This window comes from Clostridium sartagoforme AAU1, from assembly GCF_000401215.1.
Lineage (GTDB): Bacteria > Bacillota > Clostridia > Clostridiales > Clostridiaceae > Clostridium > Clostridium sartagoforme.
Genome location: NZ_ASRV01000011.1, coordinates 1 through 22,724, shown reverse-complemented (window position 1 = coordinate 22,724; position 22,724 = coordinate 1). Strand labels below are relative to the sequence as shown.

Genomic DNA, 22,724 nt, shown 5'->3' with positions numbered 1-22,724 from the left:
CCTACTCCCCTGTGTCGCCTTGAGAGACCGCCGACCACACCTAGTATTGACGAAACTAATTATATAGTTTACAGCACACAATTCACAGTTCACAGTTCTGGGAATAAAGTAACAGGTAATAGGTAACAGGTAACAGGGAACAGGGAACAGGTAATAGGTAACATGGAACAGGGAACAGCGAACAATTCAGCTTTGCTGAATTAAGAAATTGTTATATCAACAATTTAAGAGTTGATATAACTTAAAATTCAGAAACTACGAAGTAGTTTTATCATAAACTGTGAACTGTGCCTTGTGAACTGTGCACTAGAAATTTTGCTTCGCAAAATTTTACAAACTGGAGGTAAACAAATGGAAAGAGAATTAGCATTAGATTTAGTAGACTTTTTATATAAGAGTCCAACAGCATATCACTCAGTTGAAACTATAAAAGAAAGATTAGATTTAAATGGTTTTAGTGAAGTAAAAGAAAGTGAAAAATGGAACTTACAAAAAGAAGGTAAGTATTATGTTATAAAAAATGATTCAGCACTTATTGCATTCATTATTGGGAATGGAGATGTTGAAGAAGATGGATTTAAATTAATAGGAGCACATACTGATTCACCAGGATTTAGAGTAAAAGCAAATCCAGAAATGGTTTCAGAAGGAAAGTATTTAAAGCTAAATACTGAAGTCTATGGTGGACCTATTCTTTATACTTGGTTTGATAGACCTTTAGGTTTAGCAGGAAAAGTAACATTAAAAGGACAATCATCTTTAAAGCCAGAAGTAAAGCTTGTTAATATTAATAAGCCGCTTCTTATAATACCAAGTGTTGCTATTCATATGAATAGAACAGTAAATGAAGGGTTTAATATAAATAAACAAAAAGATACATTACCTTTATTAAGCCTTATAAATGATAAGTTTGAGAAAGATGGATTCTTAGTTAATGTCTTAGCTGATGAATTAAAAGTTGATGCAAATGAAATATTAGGATTTGATTTAGGATTATATGAAGTAGAAAAGGGAGCTTTAATAGGATTAAATGAAGAGTTTATATCAGCTGGTAGATTAGATGATATGTGGATGGTTTATACAGGAATTCAAGCTTTAATAGATAGTAAAGTAAACAAATCAACTAAGGTTATGGTTTGTATGGATAATGAAGAAATAGGAAGTCTTACAGCTCAAGGAGCAAACTCAGCATTATTATTAAATATTTTAGAAAGAATAACTTTATCATTAGGAAAAGATAGAGAAGGAATGCATAGAGCATTAGCAAATTCAATAATGATTTCAGCTGATTTAGCTCATGCAGTACATCCAAATGCCGAAGAAAAACATGACCCAACAAATAGACCAGTTTTAGGCGAAGGACCAGTATTAAAGACTGCTGCTTCAGGAAGCTATAGTACAGATAGTTATAATGCAGCTATTTTTGAAGGACTTTGCAAAAAAGCAGAAGTTCCATATCAAAAATTCTTTAACAGATCAGATGTTAGAGGAGGAACAACTATAGGCCCTATAACATCATCATTATTAACAATTCCTGTTATGGATATGGGTGCACCTTTACTTTCAATGCACTCAATAAGAGAATTAGCATCAGTAAAAGATAATTCCTATACTATAAAGTTATTTACTGAATTCTATAATTCTTAATATATATGACTTAGATTTAAATATTAGTAATTAAATACAAACAATTACTCAAGAAACTCAGTTAAAACTGAGTTTCTTTTTTACTATAAGGAAATTATAAAAAGTTTATCAGTGTATGGCTATTTATAATTTCTTTCTTTTAGTTTTCCAGTAGGCATATGTAAGTTTGTGTTGAGCTGGAGTAAAGCTATGGAATAAGCCAATTTACATATATCTACTTTTTATTACAAATAATTAATTATAAACATAATAATTTGCTTTGTCAATGTCATGAAATGAAATAAAGTTTCATAACAAAACTATTGAAATATCATTTCAGATATGATAATATAATGTTGCAATGAAAACGTAGTCAAAATATTTTGAAAGTTATACTTAGTTTGGAGGTATTATATGAAAAAAATAGATTTAGAAAAATTAACAACTGAAAGTAGAAATCAAAATACCTTAGATATAGATAAGGTTTCAACCTTAGAAATGGTAAAGAAGATTAATAGTGAAGATAAGAAAGTTGCAGAAGCAGTAGAAGTAGAACTTCCAAAAATTGCAGAAGCTATAGATGGAATAGTTAAAGGTATGCACAAAGGAGGTAGACTAATTTATATAGGTGCAGGAACATCAGGAAGACTTGGAATATTAGATGCATCAGAATGTCCACCAACATATGGAGTTTCAGAAGAATTAGTTCAAGGAATTATAGCAGGAGGACAGGAAGCAATCTTCAGAGCAAAAGAAGGTGCAGAGGATTCGAGAGAATTGGCTGTTGAAGACTTAAAAGCTAAGAGCTTAAATGAAAATGATACAGTAGTTGGATTAGCTGCATCAGGTAGAACACCTTATGTAATAGGCGGACTTGAGTATGCTAATGAAGTTGGAGCATTAACAGTAGCAGTTACTTGTAATGCAGGTTCAGAAGTTTCAAAAGCAGCTAAAATTTCAATAGCACCAGTAGTAGGGGCAGAGGTAGTTACAGGTTCAACAAGATTAAAATCTGGAACAGCTCAAAAATTAGTTTTAAATATGCTATCAACAGGAGTAATGATAAAGCTTGGAAAAGTTTATGGAAACTTAATGGTAGATGTAAGAGCAACAAATGCTAAATTAGTTGAAAGAGCTAAAAAGATAGTTTGTGAAGCTACTGGCGTAGATAGAGAAGAAGCAGAACAATTCTTAATAGAAACAAATTTTGATGTTAAGCTTTCAATATTTATGATATTATCAAAGCTAAATAAAGATGAAGCTAAAAATATCCTAGATAATAATAATGGATATATAGCAGAAGCTTTAAAAAGCATAAATTAATAAAAAATTACAAAATATAAGTAAAAAATAATACAATAAGATGGAGGGACTTAAAATGACAAATGCTGAAATTGCTAAAAATTTAGTTGAATTACTAGGCGGGAAAGAAAATATAAAATCAGTTGCTAATTGTATGACTCGTTGCAGATTAGAACTTAGAGATTACTCAAAAGCTGACATGGAAAAAATAAAGAAGTCAGAAGGAGCTTTAGGAGTTGTTAATGCAGAAGGTCAATTACAAGTAATATACGGACCAGGTAAGGTTAATAAAGTTACAGCTGAGGTTAGCAAAATAGTTGGTAAACCTGTTCTTTTAGGAGAAGATGCTGTTAAGGCAACAAAAGAAAAATTAAAAGAAAAAAATGATACAAAGTTTAAAAATTTACTTAAGAAATTAGGAAATGTATTTATACCATTAATACCTTTATTTGTGGCATGTGGACTTGTACTTGCTGTAAATAATATTTGTAATGTACAATTTGGAGATGCTTATAAGACAACTACAGCAGCTCAAATTATAGGACTTGTTGGTAATGGTGTATTCTCAATATTATCAATTTTAGTAGGTGTAAATGCAGCCAAAGAATTTGGTTCAGATATGCCAATGATGGGTGGAGTATTAGGTGGAATACTTTCATCAGCAGCACTAGCTAATATTACACTTTTTGGAAAGCCTTTAACACCAGGTAGAGGTGGAATTATATCAGTTATATTAGTTGTTGTTCTATCAGTTTATATAGAAAAAGCTTGTAGAAAAGTTGTACCAGATGTATTAGATTTATTTGTAACACCATTAGTTACATTAACTGTATCAGTACTTGCAGCATTATTTATTCTTCAACCAGTAGGTGGAGCTATATCAGATTCAATAGGTACTTTAGTTGCTCAAACAATTGCATCAGACAATATGGTTATATCAGTAATTTCAGGAGCAGTTTCAGGTGCTTTATTCTTACCACTAGTTATGACTGGAATGCACCAAGCATTAACACCAATACATGCAGATTTAATAGCTAATGCAGGATTTACAGTATTACTTCCAATATTAGCAACAGCAGGTATGGCACAAGTAGGAGCTACTATAGCAGTACTTAGAAGAACTAAAAATGAAAGATTAAAGAAGACAGCTAAAAATGGATTAGTACCAGGATTCTTAGGAATCGGAGAACCTTTAATATACGGTATAACATTACCACTTGGAAAACCATTCTTAGGAGCTTGTTTAGGAGCTGGAGTTGGTGGAGCTGTAATGGCAATCTTCAAGGTTGGAGCAGTAGCAATGGGAGTATCAGGATTACCACTAGCATTATTAATAGCTAATGGAAAGATGTTTGTATTCTTAATTGGAGTAGTTGTATCATATATAGCAGGATATATATTTACAGAAATGCTTGGATTTGAAGACCCTGTTGAATAATTTACAATTTACAATTGACAATTAATGAAATAACTCAGGCGAGCTGAGTTATGAAAAAATGAAAGTCTTATTTGAAATTGAGATTTCAAATGGTGAATGAAAAAAATTAATGAAATAATTCAGACGAGCTGAATTATGAAAATTTAATAGTAAAGAAAAACTAATGTAGATAGAGAAATTTGCAAGAATTTCTCTATCTAATTTTTATAATTAAGCATACGCTTAATTATTTCATCTTTAATTTTTTTCATTTTTTAATTAAAAACTGGAGGTTTTTTTATGTATTATGGATTTTCTGTTTATTTCGGACTTGATAACACAAAAGAAGAAAATATTCAATTATTAAAGGATGCGCATAGTTTAGGTTTTGGCAGAATATTTACGTCTCTTCATATACCGGAAGCTAATTATGAAGTTTTAAAGGTAGAAGTTAGAGAGTTTTTTAATTTAGCTAAAGAATATGACATGGATATAATTAGTGACATATCTCCCAATACTTTTAAATTTCTTGATTTAGAAGATATGGATTTAAAAGGATTAAGGGATATGGGAGTAAAAACCATTAGAATTGATTTTGGTTATAGTGAAGAAAATATAGCTAAAATGAGTAGAAATGAATATGGTATAAAAATTCAATTAAATGCTTCAACTATTACTGAAAGTTTTTTTGAAGAACTTGATAAATACTCTCCAAATTATAGTAATATAGATGCTTTGCATAACTTTTATCCTAGAATTGGAACTGGGATATCTGAAGAATGCATGATAGATAAAAATAGAATTCTTAAAAAGAGAGGAATAAAGCCTTGCGCATTTGTTCAATCAAACAACAGGAAAAGAAGTCCATTAAAAGATGGACTGCCAACTCTTGAAGATCATAGAGGATTAAGTGTAAAAGAAGCTGCAAATCACTTATTTGCCTTAGAAAATGAATCTGTTTTTATAGGGGATTCTCTTCCTACTTATGAGGAATTAAAAGATTTATCATCATTAAAGCAGGATGTTGTAGAGCTAGATATAGAAATAAAAACTAATGATGAATTAATTCTTAGAATTTTAAATAATATTTATTCATCAAGAACAGATGAAGCAAGAGATGCTATAAGAGCAAGTGAAAGTAGACTTATTTTAGAAGGTGGTATTATAGAGCCTTTTAATACAGTAAGTAAGAAATATGGAGATATATCTATAGATAATAAAGACTATATGAGGTATATGGGAGAGCTTGAAATATTAAAAAGAAATCAAGATGCAGATCCTAGAACAAATATTGTAGCTTCTGTTTTACAAAAGGACTTTTATTTATTAAAATATATATGTAACGGGAAAAAATTTCATTTCAATATAATTAATAAATAAGTCAAAAAGATGGTAGGGTGTGAAAATGAACGTATTGCAGTATATAAAACAAAACTTCGAGAGCTTCACAGATAGAGAAAAATTAATAGCTGAATATTTACTTAGTAATAAAAAGAGTATTATAAATATGTCAGCAAAAGAAATTGGAGATGTTACAAATACTTCAGCTCCAACAGTTGTTAGATTCTCTAAAAAAATAGGTTTTGATTCTTTAAATGAAATGAAACTACGATTATCATTAAATTTACAAAATGATGAAGATAATTCTGATTTTGAATATTTGCATGGAGATTTATCAACTAAAAATATAATTTACGGAATAAAGGCTTCTATTGATTCTATAATGAATCAAACAATTGGAATTTTAAAAGAAGAAGAATTAGAAAAAGCAATAGAAATACTTAACAAGGCTAAAAATATATATATATTTAGTGTGGGTGTTTCTAGCTTAGTAGGAATGGATTTCTATTATAAATTAAGTAGAATAAATAAAAGATGTATTGCACATGCAGATACACATCTTCAAATTACATCTTCAGCACTTATGGAAAAAGGTGATGTAGCAATAGCAATATCATACTCAGGAGAAACTAGAGAAGTTATAAAGTGCGCAGAAAACGCTAAGGAATCAGGAATACCAGTTATATCAATAACAAAGGCAAGTATAAACAATACATTGGCTGATATATCTGATATAGTTCTTCAAGTACCATTTGTAGAAAAGACATTAAGAGAAGGTGCTATGAGTTCAAGAATATCACAACTTGCAATAATAGATATGCTATTTATAGGAATGGCAAAGAATAACTTAAAGGCAGTAGAAGAAAAACTTAGAGTAACAAGAAAAGCAGTAGAAGGACTAAAGAATTAATAAAAAATGAAAATTTATTTGAAATGAAAATTTCAAATTGCAGTGAAAAAGTTAAGGAGAGATTCGTCTGAATCTCTCCTTTTCAATTGTCCTTCTGATTGTTATTTATGATTGAATTATATATAATTGAATATAGTATTTACCAATTTTTGTGTCATATATAAATTAGGGAGGGAATGAGATGAGAAGAAATTTACGTTTAACAATTATAGTTGTGATGATTTTTTTTATAATGACAGGGTGTATAGTTAGAAATCAAAGTTCAGCACATAATACTATAGAGCAAGGAAGTAAAATAAAAGATACTTATATTTATAATGTTGAAGATAATTTTAAAGGAATGAAGTTAGAAATAAATTTAACTCTTACTAAGGGGAATGTTAAATTTGAGCTTAAAGATCCAAATGGGGATATACAGTGGAGCGAAGAAGTTACATCTGATAAGCCTTTAAAAGAAATAAAAAGTTTTGATAAGATAGTTGGAGATTGGACATTGACATTTGAAAGTATTGATAACTCAGGAGAAGGTGAGTTTGATTTACAATTTAATAGACTATAAAAATAATGAATAATGGATAATTGAAGAATAAACTTCTATAAAGTTTAGAGAATTTAAGTAGAAATTCGAAAGAATTTCTATTTTTTATTTTTATAATTCAACGCAGACTAATTATAACCTGAATTATCAATTATTAAATTTTCATTGTTACACAGCTTGTCTGAATTAGTTTCACTATTTTTCTATGAGTAAAATTCTTCAATAATGTAAATAATAAACTTAGTCGAGTTTTAAAATGCCTTAACTAAAGAATAAGGAGAGGAGTAAGTTTATGAGAGATGAAGTTTTAAATAATACTAGAAGAACTATACTCATAGAGCTTAATGAAGCATTTAAGGGAGTTGTTAATAATCATAAATATTTAAATAAGCTTATTAAGCACGGGGAGGATGTTATTTCTTCAGCTGAATGGCTGCTTGATAATATTTATTTAATTGAAAAGGAATATAAAACAATTAAGTTTAATTTGCCAATAAACTATTTTAATAATTTACCTACAATAGAAATTGATTATATTAGTTATCCAAGGGTTTATATATTGGCTAAAAATTATATTGAGAAAAACCAAAATATAATAGATAAAGATGAATTAGTAAAATTTATAAATGAGCAAGGAGAAAGTTTTACAATAGGAGAATTATGGGCTTTTCCTTTAATGCTTAGGATTGCATTAATAATCAATTTAGGAATAATAACTAATGATATGGTAGTTCTTCAAAAGCAAAGATTGGGAGCTAGGGACTTAGCTAATACAGTTATAGATTCTTATAATAATGATAAGATAGATAGTTTATTATCTAAGCTGGAAAATAAATATCCTATAATTAAAGTTGAAGAGTCTAAAGAGGAATCTAAAAATAACTATATGGGAGATGACGAGAGTCTTCATGATGGACTGTTTTCTCCTGAGTTTATAGATAAGTTTTTTAGTATTTTAAGAGATAATTCAATAGGGGATGAAAGAGTATACAAGTTTGCTTTAGATAGATTGAAAGAAAAAGAAAACACAAGTTTTGAAAAGGAAATAATAAAAGATCATATAAGAGAAGGGAATATTGCTACATCCATAGGAATAACTATAAATTCTTTAAGAATAATGGATTCTATAAATTGGAAAGAATTCTTCTCAGAAACATCAAATGTAGAAAGAATATTAAAGCAAGATCCAGCTAAAATTTATGAGGACATGGACTTTGAAACAAAAGATTATTATAGACATAAAATAGAGGAAATTTCTAGAAAAACTAATATAGATGAACTCAAACTAGTAAAAACAGCTCTAGAACTTAGTAGTTTACATCTAGAAAATAGAGATTTTTATAAAAGACATATAGGATATTATTTAGTAGATGATGGGGTAAGAGATATACTAAAAAGATATAATATAACTAAAAATATAGATAAGAAGATGTCAAGGGGATGTTATTTATCAACTATATTTTTAGGAACAATTTTAGTAGATTTAGTAGTTTTACTATTAACATATCTAATTCCATTAAACTTTAATTTATGGCAATATATATTGGCATTTATTTTGATGGTGGTTCCATCTAGTGAAGTAGTAATATCACTATTAAACTGGTTTATAGCAAAGGTCACACCTGTTAGTTTTATACCTAAGATGGATTACTCTAAGGGAATACCTGAAAGTGAAAGAACTATTGTAGTAATACCAGCAATACTAGGTAATAGCAAGTCTGCAATTGATTTACTAAAAAAATTAGAAATATATTACTTAGCCAATAGAGATAAAAATATTTTCTTTGCTTTACTTGGAGATTTATGTGATAGCAATAATGAAAGTGAGACACAAGATAAGGCAATAAATGATGAAGGAATAAAATTTGTAAATAAGCTGAATAAAAAGTATGCAAAAGATGGAGAAGATAGATTTTTCTTCTTTAACAGAAAGAGATTATATAACGAATCAGAAAAAGTCTACATGGGCTATGAAAGAAAAAGAGGAAAGCTCATGGAGTTTATGGCTTTAATTAGGGGTAGTGAAGAAACTACTTATAATATAATTAGTAGTGATATAGATTCTTTAAAAAGTGCAAAATACATAATAACTTTAGATAGTGATACATTTTTACCAATAGGAAGCGCTAAAAAGCTTATTTCAGCAATGAGCCATGTTTTAAATAATCCTTATATAGAAAATAATTCTGTATTAAGAGGATATAGTATTATGCAACCAAAGGTAAGTGTTAATCTAGAAGATAAGCATAAAACATATTTTTCTGAAATTTTTGCAGGAGATGCAGGAGTAGATGCTTATTCAACAGCATCTTCAGACACATACCAAGATTTATTTGGAGAAGGAATATTTACTGGTAAGGGAATTATAGAAATAGATTCATTCTATAATATTTTAAAAGATCAAATACCAGAAAATAAAGTCCTTTCACATGATTTAATAGAGGGAGTCTTAACAAGATGTGCATTAATAACAGATGTTGAAGTAATAGATGGATATCCATCTAGTTATTTAGCTAGTGCCTTAAGACTCCATAGATGGGTAAGAGGAGATTGGCAAATAGCAAGTTTTGCATTTTCAAAGAAGATATCAGCAATATCTAAGTGGAAGATAATAGATAATCTTAGAAGGAGCTTACTTGCCCCAAGCTTATTATTAGGATTATTAGCTATATTAACAGTTTTAAGTGGAGCAGTTCAAATATCTATATTGTTATTTTTAGCTTTAATAACTCCATTAATGTTTACAGTAACAGATTTTGTTGTTACACCTAAGAAAAAGATTATGGGAACTTTTAAAACATTAAAACAAATAGTATTGATTTTAAGCTTTATTCCATACCAAGCTTGGCTTATGTTTGATGCTATATTTAGAACAATTTATAGGCTTACTATATCTAAAAAGAATTTACTTCAATGGAAAACTGCTGATAGGGTTGAGAAATCAGTAAAGAATACTTATATGTGGTATTATCAAAAAATGTGGATATCAGTAGGAGTATCTTTAGTAGTACTATTACTTAGTTTAGATAATTCTATAGAAATATTAATAGCTACAATAGTAATTTCTATTCTTTGGGCTATAGCACCAGCAATGGCATGCAGAATATCACAAGAAGAAAAGCTTATAAAAGATAGATTAGAATTAGAAGATGAAGAATTTCTTAGAGAAAGTAGTAGAAGAATATGGGCTTATTATGAAGACTTTATAAATGAAGAAAATAATTATTTAGCTCCAGATAATTTTCAAGAAAAACCTTTTAAGGGTTTGGCACACAGAACATCACCAACTAATATCGGTATGGGGCTTATTACTAATTTAACGGCTTATGATTTAGGGTATATATCAATAGGTGAAGTCATTTATAGAGTAGAATCAATTTTAGATGGAATGAGAGGACTTGAAAAATTTAATGGACATTATTTAAATTGGTATGATACAAAGACGAAAGAAGCACTTTGGCCTAGGTATGTATCCACAGTAGATAGTGGAAACCTCTTAGGATATCTTTGGATAATTAAAGATGTTATAAGAAAGTTTAATAATAACCCAATAATAAGAGAAAAAGAAATAACAGCTATAAAAGATACTTACAACATAGTAAGAAAAGATGAAAAAGAAGAATTTTATGATAGGCTTCCAGATAATATTGATTTAAGAGAATATAAGAATATATTATTAGATGAATTAAAAATAGTAAATGATAGACTTGAAAGTGATAAAGATAATAAAGAAAATGATAATGAATATTATTGGATAAAAAATTAAAAATGAAATAGAAACAAAAATAGATTTTTATGATTTTATATTCGATGGTATAGAAAAAATAGTCATAGATACCTTTAAAAATTATAAGGCTCCAACTTTATTACAATTGATAGATATATTAGAAGATATAAAGAAGTCGTCAGGAGAAGAATTCCAGATAATTTTAGATAAAAAAATTGGTAAGCTTATGGAATTCAATGAAAGACTTAAGCTTCTTGCATGTGAAATAGACAGTATTATGAATGATATGGACTTCAAATTTTTATATAACAAAGATAGAGGGCTTTTTGCAATAGGATACAATGTAGAAGAAAAATCCTTAGGAAATTCCTACTATGATTTAATGGCTTCAGAAGCAAGGATATCATCATTTTTATCAATAGCAAGAGGAGAAATTCCAAAGGAGCATTGGTATAATTTAAGTAGAAATATGACCAAGGTATTTGGGCATAAAACTTTAGTATCTTGGAGCGGTACTATGTTTGAATATTTTATGCCATTTCAAATAATGAAAAGTTTTAAAAATACAATTTGGGATTTGACATATTCATCAGTTGTAAGTGCTCAAATAAATTATGGAGAAAAGAGAAATACACCATGGGGAATATCAGAATCAGCTTATTATGAGTTTGATGTAAATCAAAATTATCAATATAAAGCTTTTGGAGTACCTGGAATAGGCTTAAAGAGAGGACTTGAACAAGAGGTAGTTATATCTCCATATTCTTCAATAATGACATTACCATATGATACAAAAGCTTCAATGAAAAATTTAAAAAAGCTGTATGATATGAAATTTTATGGTAGATATGGCTTTATAGAAGCAGTAGATTATAGTGATGAAAAACCAAAGGAAGAAGCAAAAGAAGTACGTTGTTATATGGTTCATCATTTAGGAATGTCTCTTTTAGCTTTAGATAATATATTAAATAATGATATTTTAAAAGAAAGATTTCATAATATTCCAGAAATAAAGGCAGCTGAAATTCTTTTAAAAGAAAAAGTTCCTGAAAACATAACCTTTGAAAGAGAAGTAGATATTAGTATAGCTAATAATAAAAAGTTAGAAAAGGAAGATTTTATTCCTAGAATATTTAAGGGCAATAAAGGAGAAGATCAAGAAGTTTTATTATTATCTAATGGTACTTATTCAACTATGATAGCTCATGATGGTAGTGGATATTCTAAAAAAGATGATATGACGGTATATAGGTGGAAGGGAGATAGCACTTCAGATTCAAGTGGAACTTTCTTTTATATAAAAAATCTAAATTCAAATGATTATTGGAGTGCTACTTATGAGCCTTGTAAGGAAAGTAATGAAGACTACTTAGTAGAATTTACTCTTGATAAAGCGAAGTATGAAAGAAAAGATGGAACTATAACTACGAATTATGAAGTAACATTAGCTTCTGAAGATAATGTAGAAGTAAGAAAGTTATCATTAAAGAATACAGGAGAAAAGCTAAGAACTTTAGAAATAACAAGTTATTTAGAAGTAACTCTTCAATCTTTTGAAGGGGATGCTGTTCACCCAAGTTTTTCTAATTTGTTTATTAGTACAGAATATAATGAAGAAACTAAGAGTCTGATAGGAAATAGGAGGCCCAGAGCAAAAGGAGCAATTACTAATTATATATTCCATACTATAGCTTCAAATCATGATTTAGATGGTGATTTAACTTACGAAACATCAAGATTAAACTTTATAGGAAGAAATAGAAATCTGAGATATCCAGAAGTAATGGATAATGATGCCCCACTTCAAAATACAGTTGGAACAGTATTAGATCCTATAATGAGTATAAGAAGTAGAATCACACTTAAGCCAGGAGAAGAAAAATCAATTTACTATTTAACAGGAGTTGGAGAATCAAAAGAAGAAATTTTAGAACTTATAAGATCATATAAAGATGTTCCAAAGATAGAAAAGAGTGCCGATGCTTATAATTATTCTAATCAGTTAGAACTTAAGCATATTGGAATTAGATCAGCGCAAGCAAATATATACCAAAGTTTAGCATCTTATATTTTATATCTTCATAGTGGAAGAAAGAATAGAGAAGATTACATAAGAAATATTAAAATGAATCAAGAAAACTTATGGTCATATGGAATATCAGGCGACTTACCTATAATATTTTTAATTATTGAAAGCGAAGATGATATAGATTTGTTAAGGCAAGTTATTAATATGCACTATTACTTTAGAAATAAAGGGATAAAGACAGACTTAGTAATTTATAATGAAGAAGAGTTATCCTATGAAGAACCACTCCAAAAAAATATAATTTCAACAATTAGAAATTCTGTTGCAAGAGAAAATATAAATAAATCAGGAGGTATTTTCATTCATAATAAATCTACAATGAGTGATAATATAAGAGATTTTATTATAGGTATTTCAAAACTATATATAAATTCAAAAGAAGGAGCTCTTGCTAAGCAGTTAACGGAAGCAGTAGAGTATAAGTATAATGAATATAGAAACAAAGAAGAATTATCACACATTAATAGAATAAAAGTAGATATAAATGAAAGTGATTATATAAAGGGTTTTGTAGATAGACAAATAAATAAGGTTGATAATGATTCAGATGAAGTATTAAAAGAAGTAAAACATAGTAATCATGAAAAAGAAAATATGAATAAAGCATCAGAATTAAGGAAAACTGAAATTGGAAACAATCATTTTGATATTAGTGAGTTAGACTTCTTTAATGGATATGGAGGATTTAAAAAATCAGATAAAAGCTATATCATAAGACTTAAAGATTATGAAAATACTCCAGCACCATGGATAAATGTAGTTTCTAATAAGGATTTTGGATTCCATATTTCCGAGGTGGGTTCAACTTATACCTGGTGTGGAAACAGTAGGGAAAATAAAATAACGCCTTGGAGCAATGATTGGGTAAGTGATCCAACAGGAGAAGCTTTATATATAAGAGATAATGATATGGGAGCATACTTTACAATAACTCCTATGCCAATAAGAGATGGAGGAGAATACATAATCGAACATAGCTTTGGGTATTCAACCTTCAAACATACTGCATACAATATATGTAGTGAAATGAAAGTATTTTGTCCTAAGGAAGAAAAGATAAAATTATGTAAAGTATCTCTTAAGAATTTATCTAATGTAGATAAGAATTTATCAATATTCTATTATGCTCAATTAGTACTTGGTGTATATAATTATGGAAGTGCTAAATACATAAGCACATCAATCCAAGGCCAATATATATATGGCCAAAATCCTTATTCAAAATATTTTGGGAAATTAAAAGCTTATTTATCTATTAATGGCGATAAAAATCAAAGTTTTACTGGTAATAGAAAAAGCTTTTTAGGAGTTGGAGGAGAATTATCTAGCCCTAAAGCATTACTAGAAAATAGTTTAGATAACTTAAGTGGAAGTATATATGATCCTTGTTTAGGAGCTAAGCTAGATATAAAATTAAAAGCTGGTGAAGAAAGAGAGATTATAATAATTTTTGGGCAAGAAGAAAGTGAAGAATTAATAAAAGAAAAAATAAATAAATACAGTAATATAGAGAATGTTGATGAAGAATTAAGAAATGTGAAAGATTATTGGTCAAATTTCCTAGGAAATATACAAGTAAAGACACCAGATTTATCAATGGATTATATGTTAAATGGATGGCTTATGTATCAAACCTATAGTTGTCGATATTTATCAAGAACAGCATTTTATCAAAGTGGCGGAGCCTATGGTTTTAGAGATCAACTTCAAGACTCTATGTCCATAGGAATATTAGATCCTAATATAACTAGAGAACAAATTTTAAGGAGTGCATCAAGACAATACCTTGAAGGTGATGTACAACATTGGTGGCATCCAGTAATAAACTCAGGAATAAGAACAAGATTTTCAGATGATTTGTTATGGTTGCCATATGTAACTTCTGAATATATAAAATCTACAGGAGATTATAGTATATTAGATGAAAAAGCTCCTTATTTAGAAGATGAACCACTAAGAGATGGCGAAGATGAAAGATATACAATAGTAAATCAATCCAATAAAGAGGGAAACATATATGAACATTGTTTAAAAGCAATAGATAGAGGTTTAAAGTTTGGAAGACATAATATTCCTCTTATGGGTAGTGGTGATTGGAACGATGGAATGAGTACTGTTGGAAATAAGGGAGAAGGAGAAAGTATTTGGGTAGGTTGGTTTTTATATAAAATACTAGATAGCTTTAAGGAAATATGCAAGCATAAGAATGATAAAGAAAAAGAAGATGCATATAGCACATTCCAAAGCTTTATACAAGAAAATCTAGAAGAAAATGCTTGGGATGGAGGCTGGTACAGAAGAGCGTATTTTGATGATGGAACACCTTTAGGCTCAAGAGAAAATGATGAGTGTAAAATAGATGCCATTGCACAAAGCTGGTCAATAATTTCTAATGCGGCTAAGATTACTAGAGCACAAGAAGCCATGGAAGCAGTAGATAAATATCTTGTAGATAAGGATAAGGGTCTTATTAAGTTATTAGCACCACCTTTTGATAAATCGCCTACCTTAGAGCCAGGATATATAAAGGGATATGTACCTGGAGTTAGAGAAAATGGTGGTCAATATACACATGCAGCAGTGTGGGTTATCTTAGCATTAACAAAGCTTGACCTAGGAGATAAGGCATGGAAATATTATAATATGATAAATCCAATTAATCATACAAATACAGAACTTGAAGCAAGAAACTATAAAGTAGAACCCTATGTAATGGCTGCAGATGTATATATAAAAGAGCCTCATGGCGGAAGAGGTGGATGGAGCTGGTACACAGGAGCATCAGGATGGATGTATAAAGTTGGTCTTGAAGACATATTAGGTTTAAAGAAAATAGAAGGTAAAGGATATAAAATAGATCCGTGTATCCCTGAAACTTGGAAGGAATATGAAATAAATATTAATAATGAAAACGAAGATTACAATATAAAGATTAAGCGTGGAGAACATAAAAAGATTATAATTGATGGAGAAGAAGTTAAAGATAATTTAATTCCGAAAGGTAAAGGAAAGCTACATATAGAAGTCGTAATATAATTAATAGTTAATGTAATTAACAATTATGGATTTTTTGTTGCACAAAACTTAAAATTCATTAAACTGTTAATAGTTAAATGTATAAAAATGTATTGACATTGTAAAAAGGTGGGCTTATTATAATAATAAATGGATAATAATAAAAATTCTATGAAGAGAAAAAGTAAGTTATTAATTTGTTCAACAGAGAGTTGGTGTATGCTGAAAGCCAATGTTCAAAGTTAACCGAATATCATCTCTGAGAAGCAGTACTGAAACAATTTGTAGTAAGTATTGACGGAGTCTTTCACCGTTAAAAGATAAGCGTATTGATAGATATGTAGCTAAGTGCTATAAAAGGTTTATGAAAAATAAGCTAATTTTATAGAATTAGGGTGGTAACGCGGATATTTCCGTCCCTTGTTTTCAAGGGACGGTTTTTTTGTTTAAAAAGGGGGAGATTATTTGGATATTGAAGGTGAGATTATTAATTAAAAAATAATTATGAGCAAAATATTATATATGAATTTTAATTAAATTATTATTTGTTAATTAGAATATACTTAGGGGGATTTTGACATGGAGAAATTATCAAAAAGAGATTTAATATTAATAGGACTGATGCTTTTTTCTTTATTTTTTGGAGCAGGAAATTTAATTTTTCCTCCTTTTATGGCTGAGGCAGCAGGGGAAAACACTTGGATAGTTACAAGTTCATTTTTTATAACAGCAGTTGGTTTTCCTGTATTAGGAGTTGTTGCGGTAGCAAAATCTGGAGGTTTAACTAATTTATCAAGAAGGGTAAATCCTTTATTTGCCACAGTATTCACTATTTTAGTATATTTATCAATAGGACCATGCTTAGGTATTCCAAGAGCAGGAAGTTTACCATTTGAAATGGCAGTAGCACCATATTTGCCTGAAAATATATCAATAGCATTAGCATTATTTATATATACATTTATATTTTTTGCAATAGCATATTGGCTTTCATTATCGCCTAGTAAGTTAGTAGATCGTATGGGAAAAGTACTAACTCCTGCTTTATTAATTCTAATTTTAATTATGGTAATTGGATCTATAATTAAGCCAATTGGAGGATACGGAGCAGCAACAGGAGATTATGCAACCTCTCCATTCGTTAAGGGATTTTTAGATGGATATTTAACAATGGATACAATAGCTGCACTTAATTTTGGAATAGTTATTGCAGTAGCTATAAAATCTAAAGGAATTAATGATGAAAAAGAAATAGTTAATACATCAATAAAAGCAGGAATAATAGCAGGAATTTTATTAGCTGTTATATATGCCTTACTTGCACATTTAGGAGCTGCTAGCGGAGGAAGATTTGGAGCAACTGAAAATGGAGCTCAAACTTTAACAAATATCACAACATATATATTTGGAAAGCCAGGAGCTATATTATTAGCATTAATCTTTACATTAGCATGCTTAACAACTTGCGTTGGACTTATTACTTCATGTAGTCAATATTTCTCGACATTAACTGAGAAAATATCATATAAAAACTGGGTAAGAATATTAACTATATTTAGTATGACTTTTGCAAACATGGGACTTACAAAGATTCTTAGCGTAACAGTACCAGTATTAAATGCCATTTATCCAGTAGCTATAATGCTTATAATACTTGCAATGATGGACAATATACTTAAAGGAAGTTCTGTAGTTTATAAATTAACAATATTATTTACAGGAGTAATAAGCGTAGTCGATGCTTTAGGACAAGTTGGATTGACTTTAGGATTTGTTACAAGCTTTATTAGTAAACTACCTTTTTATAAAGAAGGACTAGCTTGGATAATTCCAGCTATAGTAGGAATGATTTTAGGTGTATGTATTAAATTTGCAAAAGAAAGTTTTAACTCTAATAAAGTTTTAAGTGATAAAGCAAGTAATTAATTTGAAAAAGTATTTATTCCTATATCAATACAAGCACACCATGCTATTTGTGATGGATATCATTCTAGTAGATTTATTAATGAGATGCAAGAATTAGCATTTAATTTTCAAGTATGGCTAAAAGATAAATAGTTATTGATTAAATATCGCATATCAGAAATGAATATGCGATATTTTTATATTGTTGTAAACTAATATTTAATTATGTATAATTTTAGTATTAGGTAAAGTTATATAAATGATTTGAGTCTAGTTTAAGAAAGCTTACTATATTAAGATTCATATAAAAATTAACAACTTTATTTAAAAATAAATATTTTATAAGAACTAGGGGGAGCATTATGGGAGACTATATTATGGGTAAAGCAAAAAAAATAGCACTTATAGCTCATGACAATAGAAAATCCGCTTTGATTGAATGGGCAGAAGAAAATAAAGAAATGCTAAGTAAACATATACTTTGTGGTACTGGTACAACTGCTAGTCTTATTAGCGAAAAAACTGGATTAAAGGTTCAAGGATTTAAAAGTGGACCAATGGGAGGAGATCAACAAATTGGAGCCGCTATTGTAAATGGAGAAATTGATTTAATGGTATTTTTCTGGGATCCATTAACATCACAACCTCATGATCCAGATGTTAAAGCTTTGCTAAGAATAGCTGTATTGTACGATGTAGCGATAGCAATGAGCAAATCTACAGCAGATTTTCTTTTAAGTTCTAATAAATTTAATGAAGAATATGAGAGAAATATGATAGATTATTATGGTAGAATAAGAAAAGATAATTTCTAAGAAGGTGAAAATTAGATGAACAAAACTAAAAAGGCTATTTTTGAATCAGCTATAAAAGTTTTTTCAAATTATGGCTATACAGGAGCAACAATGGATGATGTTGTGGCTAGAGCTGGAGTAGCAAAGGGAAGCTTATATTATCATTTTAAAAGCAAGGAAGAACTTTTTATTTTCATAATTAAAGAGGGAATAAATCTTATAAATGAAGAAATAGAAGAAGCAACCAAAGATGTTACAGATCCATATGAAATAATAAAAGTTTCAGCAAAGGTTCAACTTAAATATGTTTATGAAAATAAAGATTTATTTAAAGTAATAATAAGTCAACTTTGGGGAACCGGAGAAAGAAACAATATGTTAAGGGAAGAAATAAGAACTCTTATAGATAAGAGTTCAGTTAAATTCAAAGCCGTTATGGACGGAGGATTTATAGAAAATGATGATCCAATATTATTAAGTTATGGATTAATAGGTGTATTAGTTTCTTCGGCTCTTTATGAAATTTTAAATGAAGATAAATATAATCATGAAGAGGTAGTGGAGAAATTTATGAAGTATTTTCAATATGGAATAAACGTAAAAAGATAATGAAATCGTTATTATGATGATATAATTTATCTATTTCAAGATGAAAACAATTAAAAAATAAAATTGTAGGAGAATAGTATGAGAGAAAAAGAAAAAATGATGCAAGGATTACCATATGATCCAAGTGATGAAGAGTTAACAAATGGAAGATTAAAGGCAAGGAAATTAACTAGATTATTTAATAATACTATAGAAACAGAACTGGATGAACGTAAAAAGATTTTAAAAGAACTTTTAGGATCAACAGGTGAAAATTTATATGTAGAGCCTAATTTTAGATGTGATTATGGGTACAATATACATGTTGGTGAAGGTTTTTATGCTAATTTTGATTGCGTAATGCTTGATGTGTGTGAAATAAGAATAGGAAAGAATTGTTTTATTGCACCAGGAGTACATATTTATACAGCAACACACCCAATAAATCCTAATGAAAGGCTTAAATATGAATTTGGAAAAAGCGTTAGTATAGGAGATAATGTTTGGATTGGTGGACATTCAACAATAAATCCAGGAGTAACTATAGGAAATAATGTAGTTATAGCATCAGGTTCAGTAGTTACAAAAGATATTCCAGATAATGTAGTAGTTGGAGGAAATCCAGCTAGAATAATTAAAAATGTAGAGTAATTAAAAATTAAGATAACTTAGAATTAAATTTGTTCTAATTAATATTTTTTAGTTTTGATTTTTAATTTTAAAAACTAGATTGATACATGTAAGTATTAATCTAGTTTTTTTTGTAAAAAAATTTAAAAAAATAATATTGACTACTTAGTACAAAAGTAGTATAAATATATCATACTGATTGACTGACTATTCAGTACAAAAAATTAAACAGAAGGTGATTGTATGAATTTCCTAAAGATTGCAAGGGAAGACATCAAGAGCATATTTAAAAACAGATTCATACGAGTATCGATAATTGCAATTATAATTGTACCGCTATTATACTCATTATTATACTTATATGCATTCTGGGACCCATATGCAAAACTTGAAGATGTCCACATTGCAGTGGTAAATAAAGATGAAGGAGCTACTTTAGATGGCTCAAAAGTAAACTATGGTAAAGATATTGAGGAAGAACTCAAAGGGAACCATGAAATTGGGTGGGAAATAACCTCAGAAGAAAATGCTAATGAGGGTTTAGAAGGGAAAGGATACTATGCAAAAGTAGTTATTCCAGAAGATTTCTCATCTAAGATTATAGCAGCAAAAGAGGGGGCTCCCAAAGTCGCAAAAATTGATTTTATATCAAATGATAAGAAAAACTTCTTAGCATCACAAATAAACTCAAAGGTAGAGCAAGAACTTAATGCTAAAATAACAAAAACAATATCACAAAATTATGTTGAAGTAGCTTTTGATAGTTTATATGAAGCTAAAGATGGATTAACACAAGCAGCTGATGGAAGCAAACAAATTTATGATGGCATGAATACTTTAAATGAAAAAGTCCCAACCTTAGCAGAAGGTGCAACTAAGTTAAGTGATGGATCATCTCAATTGTTAGATGGGCAAGCAACTTTAAACAATGGTATAAGCTCAATAATCAATGGAGCAAATGCACTAAATTCAGGACTTGGACAAGTATATGAAAAAGTTCCAACATTAAGTAGTGGAGTTAGCGCTTTAGCAAATGGAACTAATGAATTAAAATCAGGAACATCTGAAGCTTTAGCAGGTTCAAAGTAGCTAGCTGATGGAAATAAAAATTTATATAATGCTTATATAGAGAAAATATATCCATCTATTGGTCAACTAAAAGCAGGAGCTAATAAAATGAGTTCAGAATTAGAAGCTGGGCAAGGAGATATAGTTAAGCTAAATAATGGAGCAAAATTAATAACTGATAGCTCAGATTCAATAGTTACAGGATATGATGAAATACAAGATGGAGTAAATAAGTTAATTAAAGGCGTATCAGATTCAACAAAGGCAAATGCTACGATACAAGATATTTTGACAAAAGCATCTGATAGTTCTATCACTGTTGAAGAAAAAAATTCATTAATACAACAAGCATTACAAATAACTCAAAAAGTTCAATCTGATGCTTCAGAAAATGCAACAAAAGTTAAATTGTTATCAGAAGGAACAAATTTATTTAAATCTTCATTAGTTGAATATACCACTGGATCAAAAGATTTATCTAAAGGTACAGTTAGCTTAATATCAAAGATTGGAGAAGTTAAAACCGGAGTTTCAAAATTAGATGTAGGATTAAATGGCTTATATACTAATTTAGATCCTCAAACTAGTGAGTTTGGAGTAGGATTAAAATCAGTATCAGATGGAGCAAGCAATTTAAATACTGGATTAACTAAATTAAATGCAGGAGCTAATGCATTAAATGATGGAACTAGTGCTTTAAAATCTAATATTCCAACATTAACTTCAGGAATATCAGCACTTTATAATGGTTCAAATGAATTAGCAAATGGATCAGTTAAACTTCAAGATGGTTCAAGCAAATTATTAGATGGACAAAAATCATTAAATTCTGGTATTTCAGAATTAGCATCAAAGGTTCCAGAATTAACTGATGGAGTTAAAAAACTTTATGATGGAAGTAATGAATTAAGCACAAAGCTTAATGAAGGTGCAGATAAAATGAAAGATGGATTAAAAAATTCATCAGAAACAATGGGAGAATTTGTTTCGGAACCAATAAATATGAATTTCGATTCAATAAATAAGATTCCGAACTATGGAACAGGATTTGCACCATACTTTATTCCACTTTCATTGTGGATAGGTGCTATAATGATGTTCTTTGTAATTCCTTCAAAATTGAAAGAAGAAGAAAATTTATCTAAATTCGATAGAGTTATGGCTAAATATTTATCTTATGCATTTGTAGGAATTTTACAAGCAATTTTAGTAAGTATAGTAGTGCTAATTCTTGGATTAGAAACAAGTAATCCAGCAGCATATATAGGAACAAATATATTCCTATCATTAGTTTTTGTTTCAATTATTCAATGTTTAATTTCATTACTAGGGGATGCTGGAAGACTATTAGGTATAGTTTTATTAATACTTCAACTTACTGCATGTGCAGGTACATTCCCATTAGAAGTAGTACCTAAATTCTTTAGAGTATTAAATCCATACATGCCATTTACTTATGCAGTTGAAGCTTTAAGAGAAGTAATATCAGCTGAGGTAATAAATAGCAGTGTAGTAGGAAAAGATTTCTTAATTCTAGGAGTAATACTAGTAGTATTTTTAGCTATTTCAGTTTCACTAAAAAATGTTGGAGAAAAAATAGCAGAAAAAATAGAAGGAAGAAAATCAGATATAGTAGCTTAATACTAATGTGATGGAAATGTAAATAAAAAGATACTAATAAAGCATAATGATGTTTTATTAGTATCTTTTTTAATATTTAGAAATTATAAAAAGTTTATCACGTGGATAATTATTTGTAATTTATTACTTTAAA

At 29.0% G+C, this 22,724-nt stretch carries 14 protein-coding genes, 1 pseudogene and 1 other annotated feature; all 15 genes and pseudogenes read left to right on the top strand.

All coding sequences use genetic code 11. The features are described from left to right. The first annotated feature begins 351 nt into the window (after nt 1–351). The 15 genes and pseudogenes from A500_RS00650 to A500_RS19260 all read left to right on the top strand — a co-directional run bounded on the left by A500_RS00650 (nt 352) and on the right by A500_RS19260 (nt 22,591). Nucleotides 352–1,647, top strand: a complete 1,296-nt coding sequence (locus A500_RS00650) for a M18 family aminopeptidase (RefSeq protein WP_016205670.1) — start codon at nt 352–354, stop codon at nt 1,645–1,647. A 393-nt stretch (nt 1,648–2,040) separates the two neighbouring features. Beyond that, a complete protein-coding gene (gene murQ, locus A500_RS00645) occupies nt 2,041–2,949 on the top strand; it encodes an N-acetylmuramic acid 6-phosphate etherase (RefSeq protein ID WP_016205669.1) in 909 nt (302 codons plus the stop codon). 55 nt (nt 2,950–3,004) lie between these two features. Further along, complete coding sequence (locus A500_RS00640) at nt 3,005–4,366, top strand: PTS transporter subunit EIIC (RefSeq protein WP_016205668.1); 1,362 nt, start codon at nt 3,005–3,007, stop codon at nt 4,364–4,366. A 279-nt stretch (nt 4,367–4,645) separates the two neighbouring features. Continuing rightward, entirely contained in the window at nt 4,646–5,725 is a 1,080-nt protein-coding gene (locus A500_RS00635; protein ID WP_016205667.1) for a MupG family TIM beta-alpha barrel fold protein, read from the top strand. A 25-nt stretch (nt 5,726–5,750) separates the two neighbouring features. Further along, nucleotides 5,751–6,596 (top strand): MurR/RpiR family transcriptional regulator, encoded by an 846-nt coding sequence (locus A500_RS00630; RefSeq protein ID WP_016205666.1) that lies wholly within the window; start codon nt 5,751–5,753, stop codon nt 6,594–6,596. Nucleotides 6,597–6,777: 181 nt separating this feature from the next. Beyond that, the gene (locus A500_RS00625; protein WP_016205665.1) at nt 6,778–7,155 is read left to right on the top strand and encodes a hypothetical protein; all 378 of its coding nucleotides are present in this window, start codon (nt 6,778–6,780) and stop codon (nt 7,153–7,155) included. Nucleotides 7,156–7,426: 271 nt separating this feature from the next. After that, nucleotides 7,427–10,900 carry a hypothetical protein gene (locus A500_RS21995; RefSeq protein ID WP_423219267.1) on the top strand — a complete coding sequence of 1,158 codons (3,474 nt, stop codon included), beginning with the start codon at nt 7,427–7,429 and terminating at the stop codon, nt 10,898–10,900. A gap of 106 nt (nt 10,901–11,006) precedes the next feature. After that, complete coding sequence (locus A500_RS21990) at nt 11,007–15,986, top strand: glycoside hydrolase family 94 protein (protein ID WP_423219266.1); 4,980 nt, start codon at nt 11,007–11,009, stop codon at nt 15,984–15,986. A 141-nt stretch (nt 15,987–16,127) separates the two neighbouring features. Next, nucleotides 16,128–16,389 (top strand) — a binding site (T-box leader). Nucleotides 16,390–16,544: 155 nt separating this feature from the next. Continuing rightward, nucleotides 16,545–17,891, top strand: a complete 1,347-nt coding sequence (brnQ, locus tag A500_RS00615) for a branched-chain amino acid transport system II carrier protein (protein WP_016205664.1) — start codon at nt 16,545–16,547, stop codon at nt 17,889–17,891. Between the two features lie 6 nt (nt 17,892–17,897). Continuing rightward, nucleotides 17,898–18,023 (top strand): annotated as a pseudogene (locus A500_RS21555) (CatA-like O-acetyltransferase); the annotation flags it as partial. A 209-nt stretch (nt 18,024–18,232) separates the two neighbouring features. After that, nucleotides 18,233–18,685 carry a methylglyoxal synthase gene (locus A500_RS00610; protein WP_016205663.1) on the top strand — a complete coding sequence of 151 codons (453 nt, stop codon included), beginning with the start codon at nt 18,233–18,235 and terminating at the stop codon, nt 18,683–18,685. Between the two features lie 15 nt (nt 18,686–18,700). Further along, the gene (locus A500_RS00605; RefSeq protein WP_016205662.1) at nt 18,701–19,273 is read left to right on the top strand and encodes a TetR/AcrR family transcriptional regulator; all 573 of its coding nucleotides are present in this window, start codon (nt 18,701–18,703) and stop codon (nt 19,271–19,273) included. 78 nt (nt 19,274–19,351) lie between these two features. Then, on the top strand, nt 19,352–19,903 hold the full coding sequence (locus A500_RS00600; RefSeq protein WP_016205661.1) for a sugar O-acetyltransferase: 552 nt from the start codon (nt 19,352–19,354) through the stop codon (nt 19,901–19,903). A gap of 222 nt (nt 19,904–20,125) precedes the next feature. Beyond that, nucleotides 20,126–20,971 carry a YhgE/Pip domain-containing protein gene (locus A500_RS19265; protein WP_051993108.1) on the top strand — a complete coding sequence of 282 codons (846 nt, stop codon included), beginning with the start codon at nt 20,126–20,128 and terminating at the stop codon, nt 20,969–20,971. Between the two features lie 87 nt (nt 20,972–21,058). Further along, the gene (locus tag A500_RS19260; protein ID WP_051993107.1) at nt 21,059–22,591 is read left to right on the top strand and encodes a YhgE/Pip family protein; all 1,533 of its coding nucleotides are present in this window, start codon (nt 21,059–21,061) and stop codon (nt 22,589–22,591) included. The last annotated feature ends 133 nt before the right edge of the window (nt 22,592–22,724 follow it).

Excerpts from the sequence above, each read along its gene's own strand:
- A500_RS00625 (WP_016205665.1), top strand. The coding sequence starts at position 6,778 with ATGAGAAGAAATTTACGTTTAACAATTATAGTTGTGATGATTTTTTTT.
- A500_RS21995 (WP_423219267.1), top strand. The coding sequence starts at position 7,427 with ATGAGAGATGAAGTTTTAAATAATACTAGAAGAACTATACTCATAGAG.
- A500_RS00610 (WP_016205663.1), top strand. The coding sequence starts at position 18,233 with ATGGGAGACTATATTATGGGTAAAGCAAAAAAAATAGCACTTATAGCT.
- A500_RS00640 (WP_016205668.1), top strand. The coding sequence starts at position 3,005 with ATGACAAATGCTGAAATTGCTAAAAATTTAGTTGAATTACTAGGCGGG.
- A500_RS00650 (WP_016205670.1), top strand. The coding sequence starts at position 352 with ATGGAAAGAGAATTAGCATTAGATTTAGTAGACTTTTTATATAAGAGT.
- A500_RS19260 (WP_051993107.1), top strand. The coding sequence starts at position 21,059 with ATGAGTTCAGAATTAGAAGCTGGGCAAGGAGATATAGTTAAGCTAAAT.
- A500_RS00600 (WP_016205661.1), top strand. The coding sequence starts at position 19,352 with ATGAGAGAAAAAGAAAAAATGATGCAAGGATTACCATATGATCCAAGT.
- brnQ (WP_016205664.1), top strand. The coding sequence starts at position 16,545 with ATGGAGAAATTATCAAAAAGAGATTTAATATTAATAGGACTGATGCTT.
- A500_RS00635 (WP_016205667.1), top strand. The coding sequence starts at position 4,646 with ATGTATTATGGATTTTCTGTTTATTTCGGACTTGATAACACAAAAGAA.
- A500_RS00605 (WP_016205662.1), top strand. The coding sequence starts at position 18,701 with ATGAACAAAACTAAAAAGGCTATTTTTGAATCAGCTATAAAAGTTTTT.
- murQ (WP_016205669.1), top strand. The coding sequence starts at position 2,041 with ATGAAAAAAATAGATTTAGAAAAATTAACAACTGAAAGTAGAAATCAA.
- A500_RS00630 (WP_016205666.1), top strand. The coding sequence starts at position 5,751 with ATGAACGTATTGCAGTATATAAAACAAAACTTCGAGAGCTTCACAGAT.
- A500_RS19265 (WP_051993108.1), top strand. The coding sequence starts at position 20,126 with ATGAATTTCCTAAAGATTGCAAGGGAAGACATCAAGAGCATATTTAAA.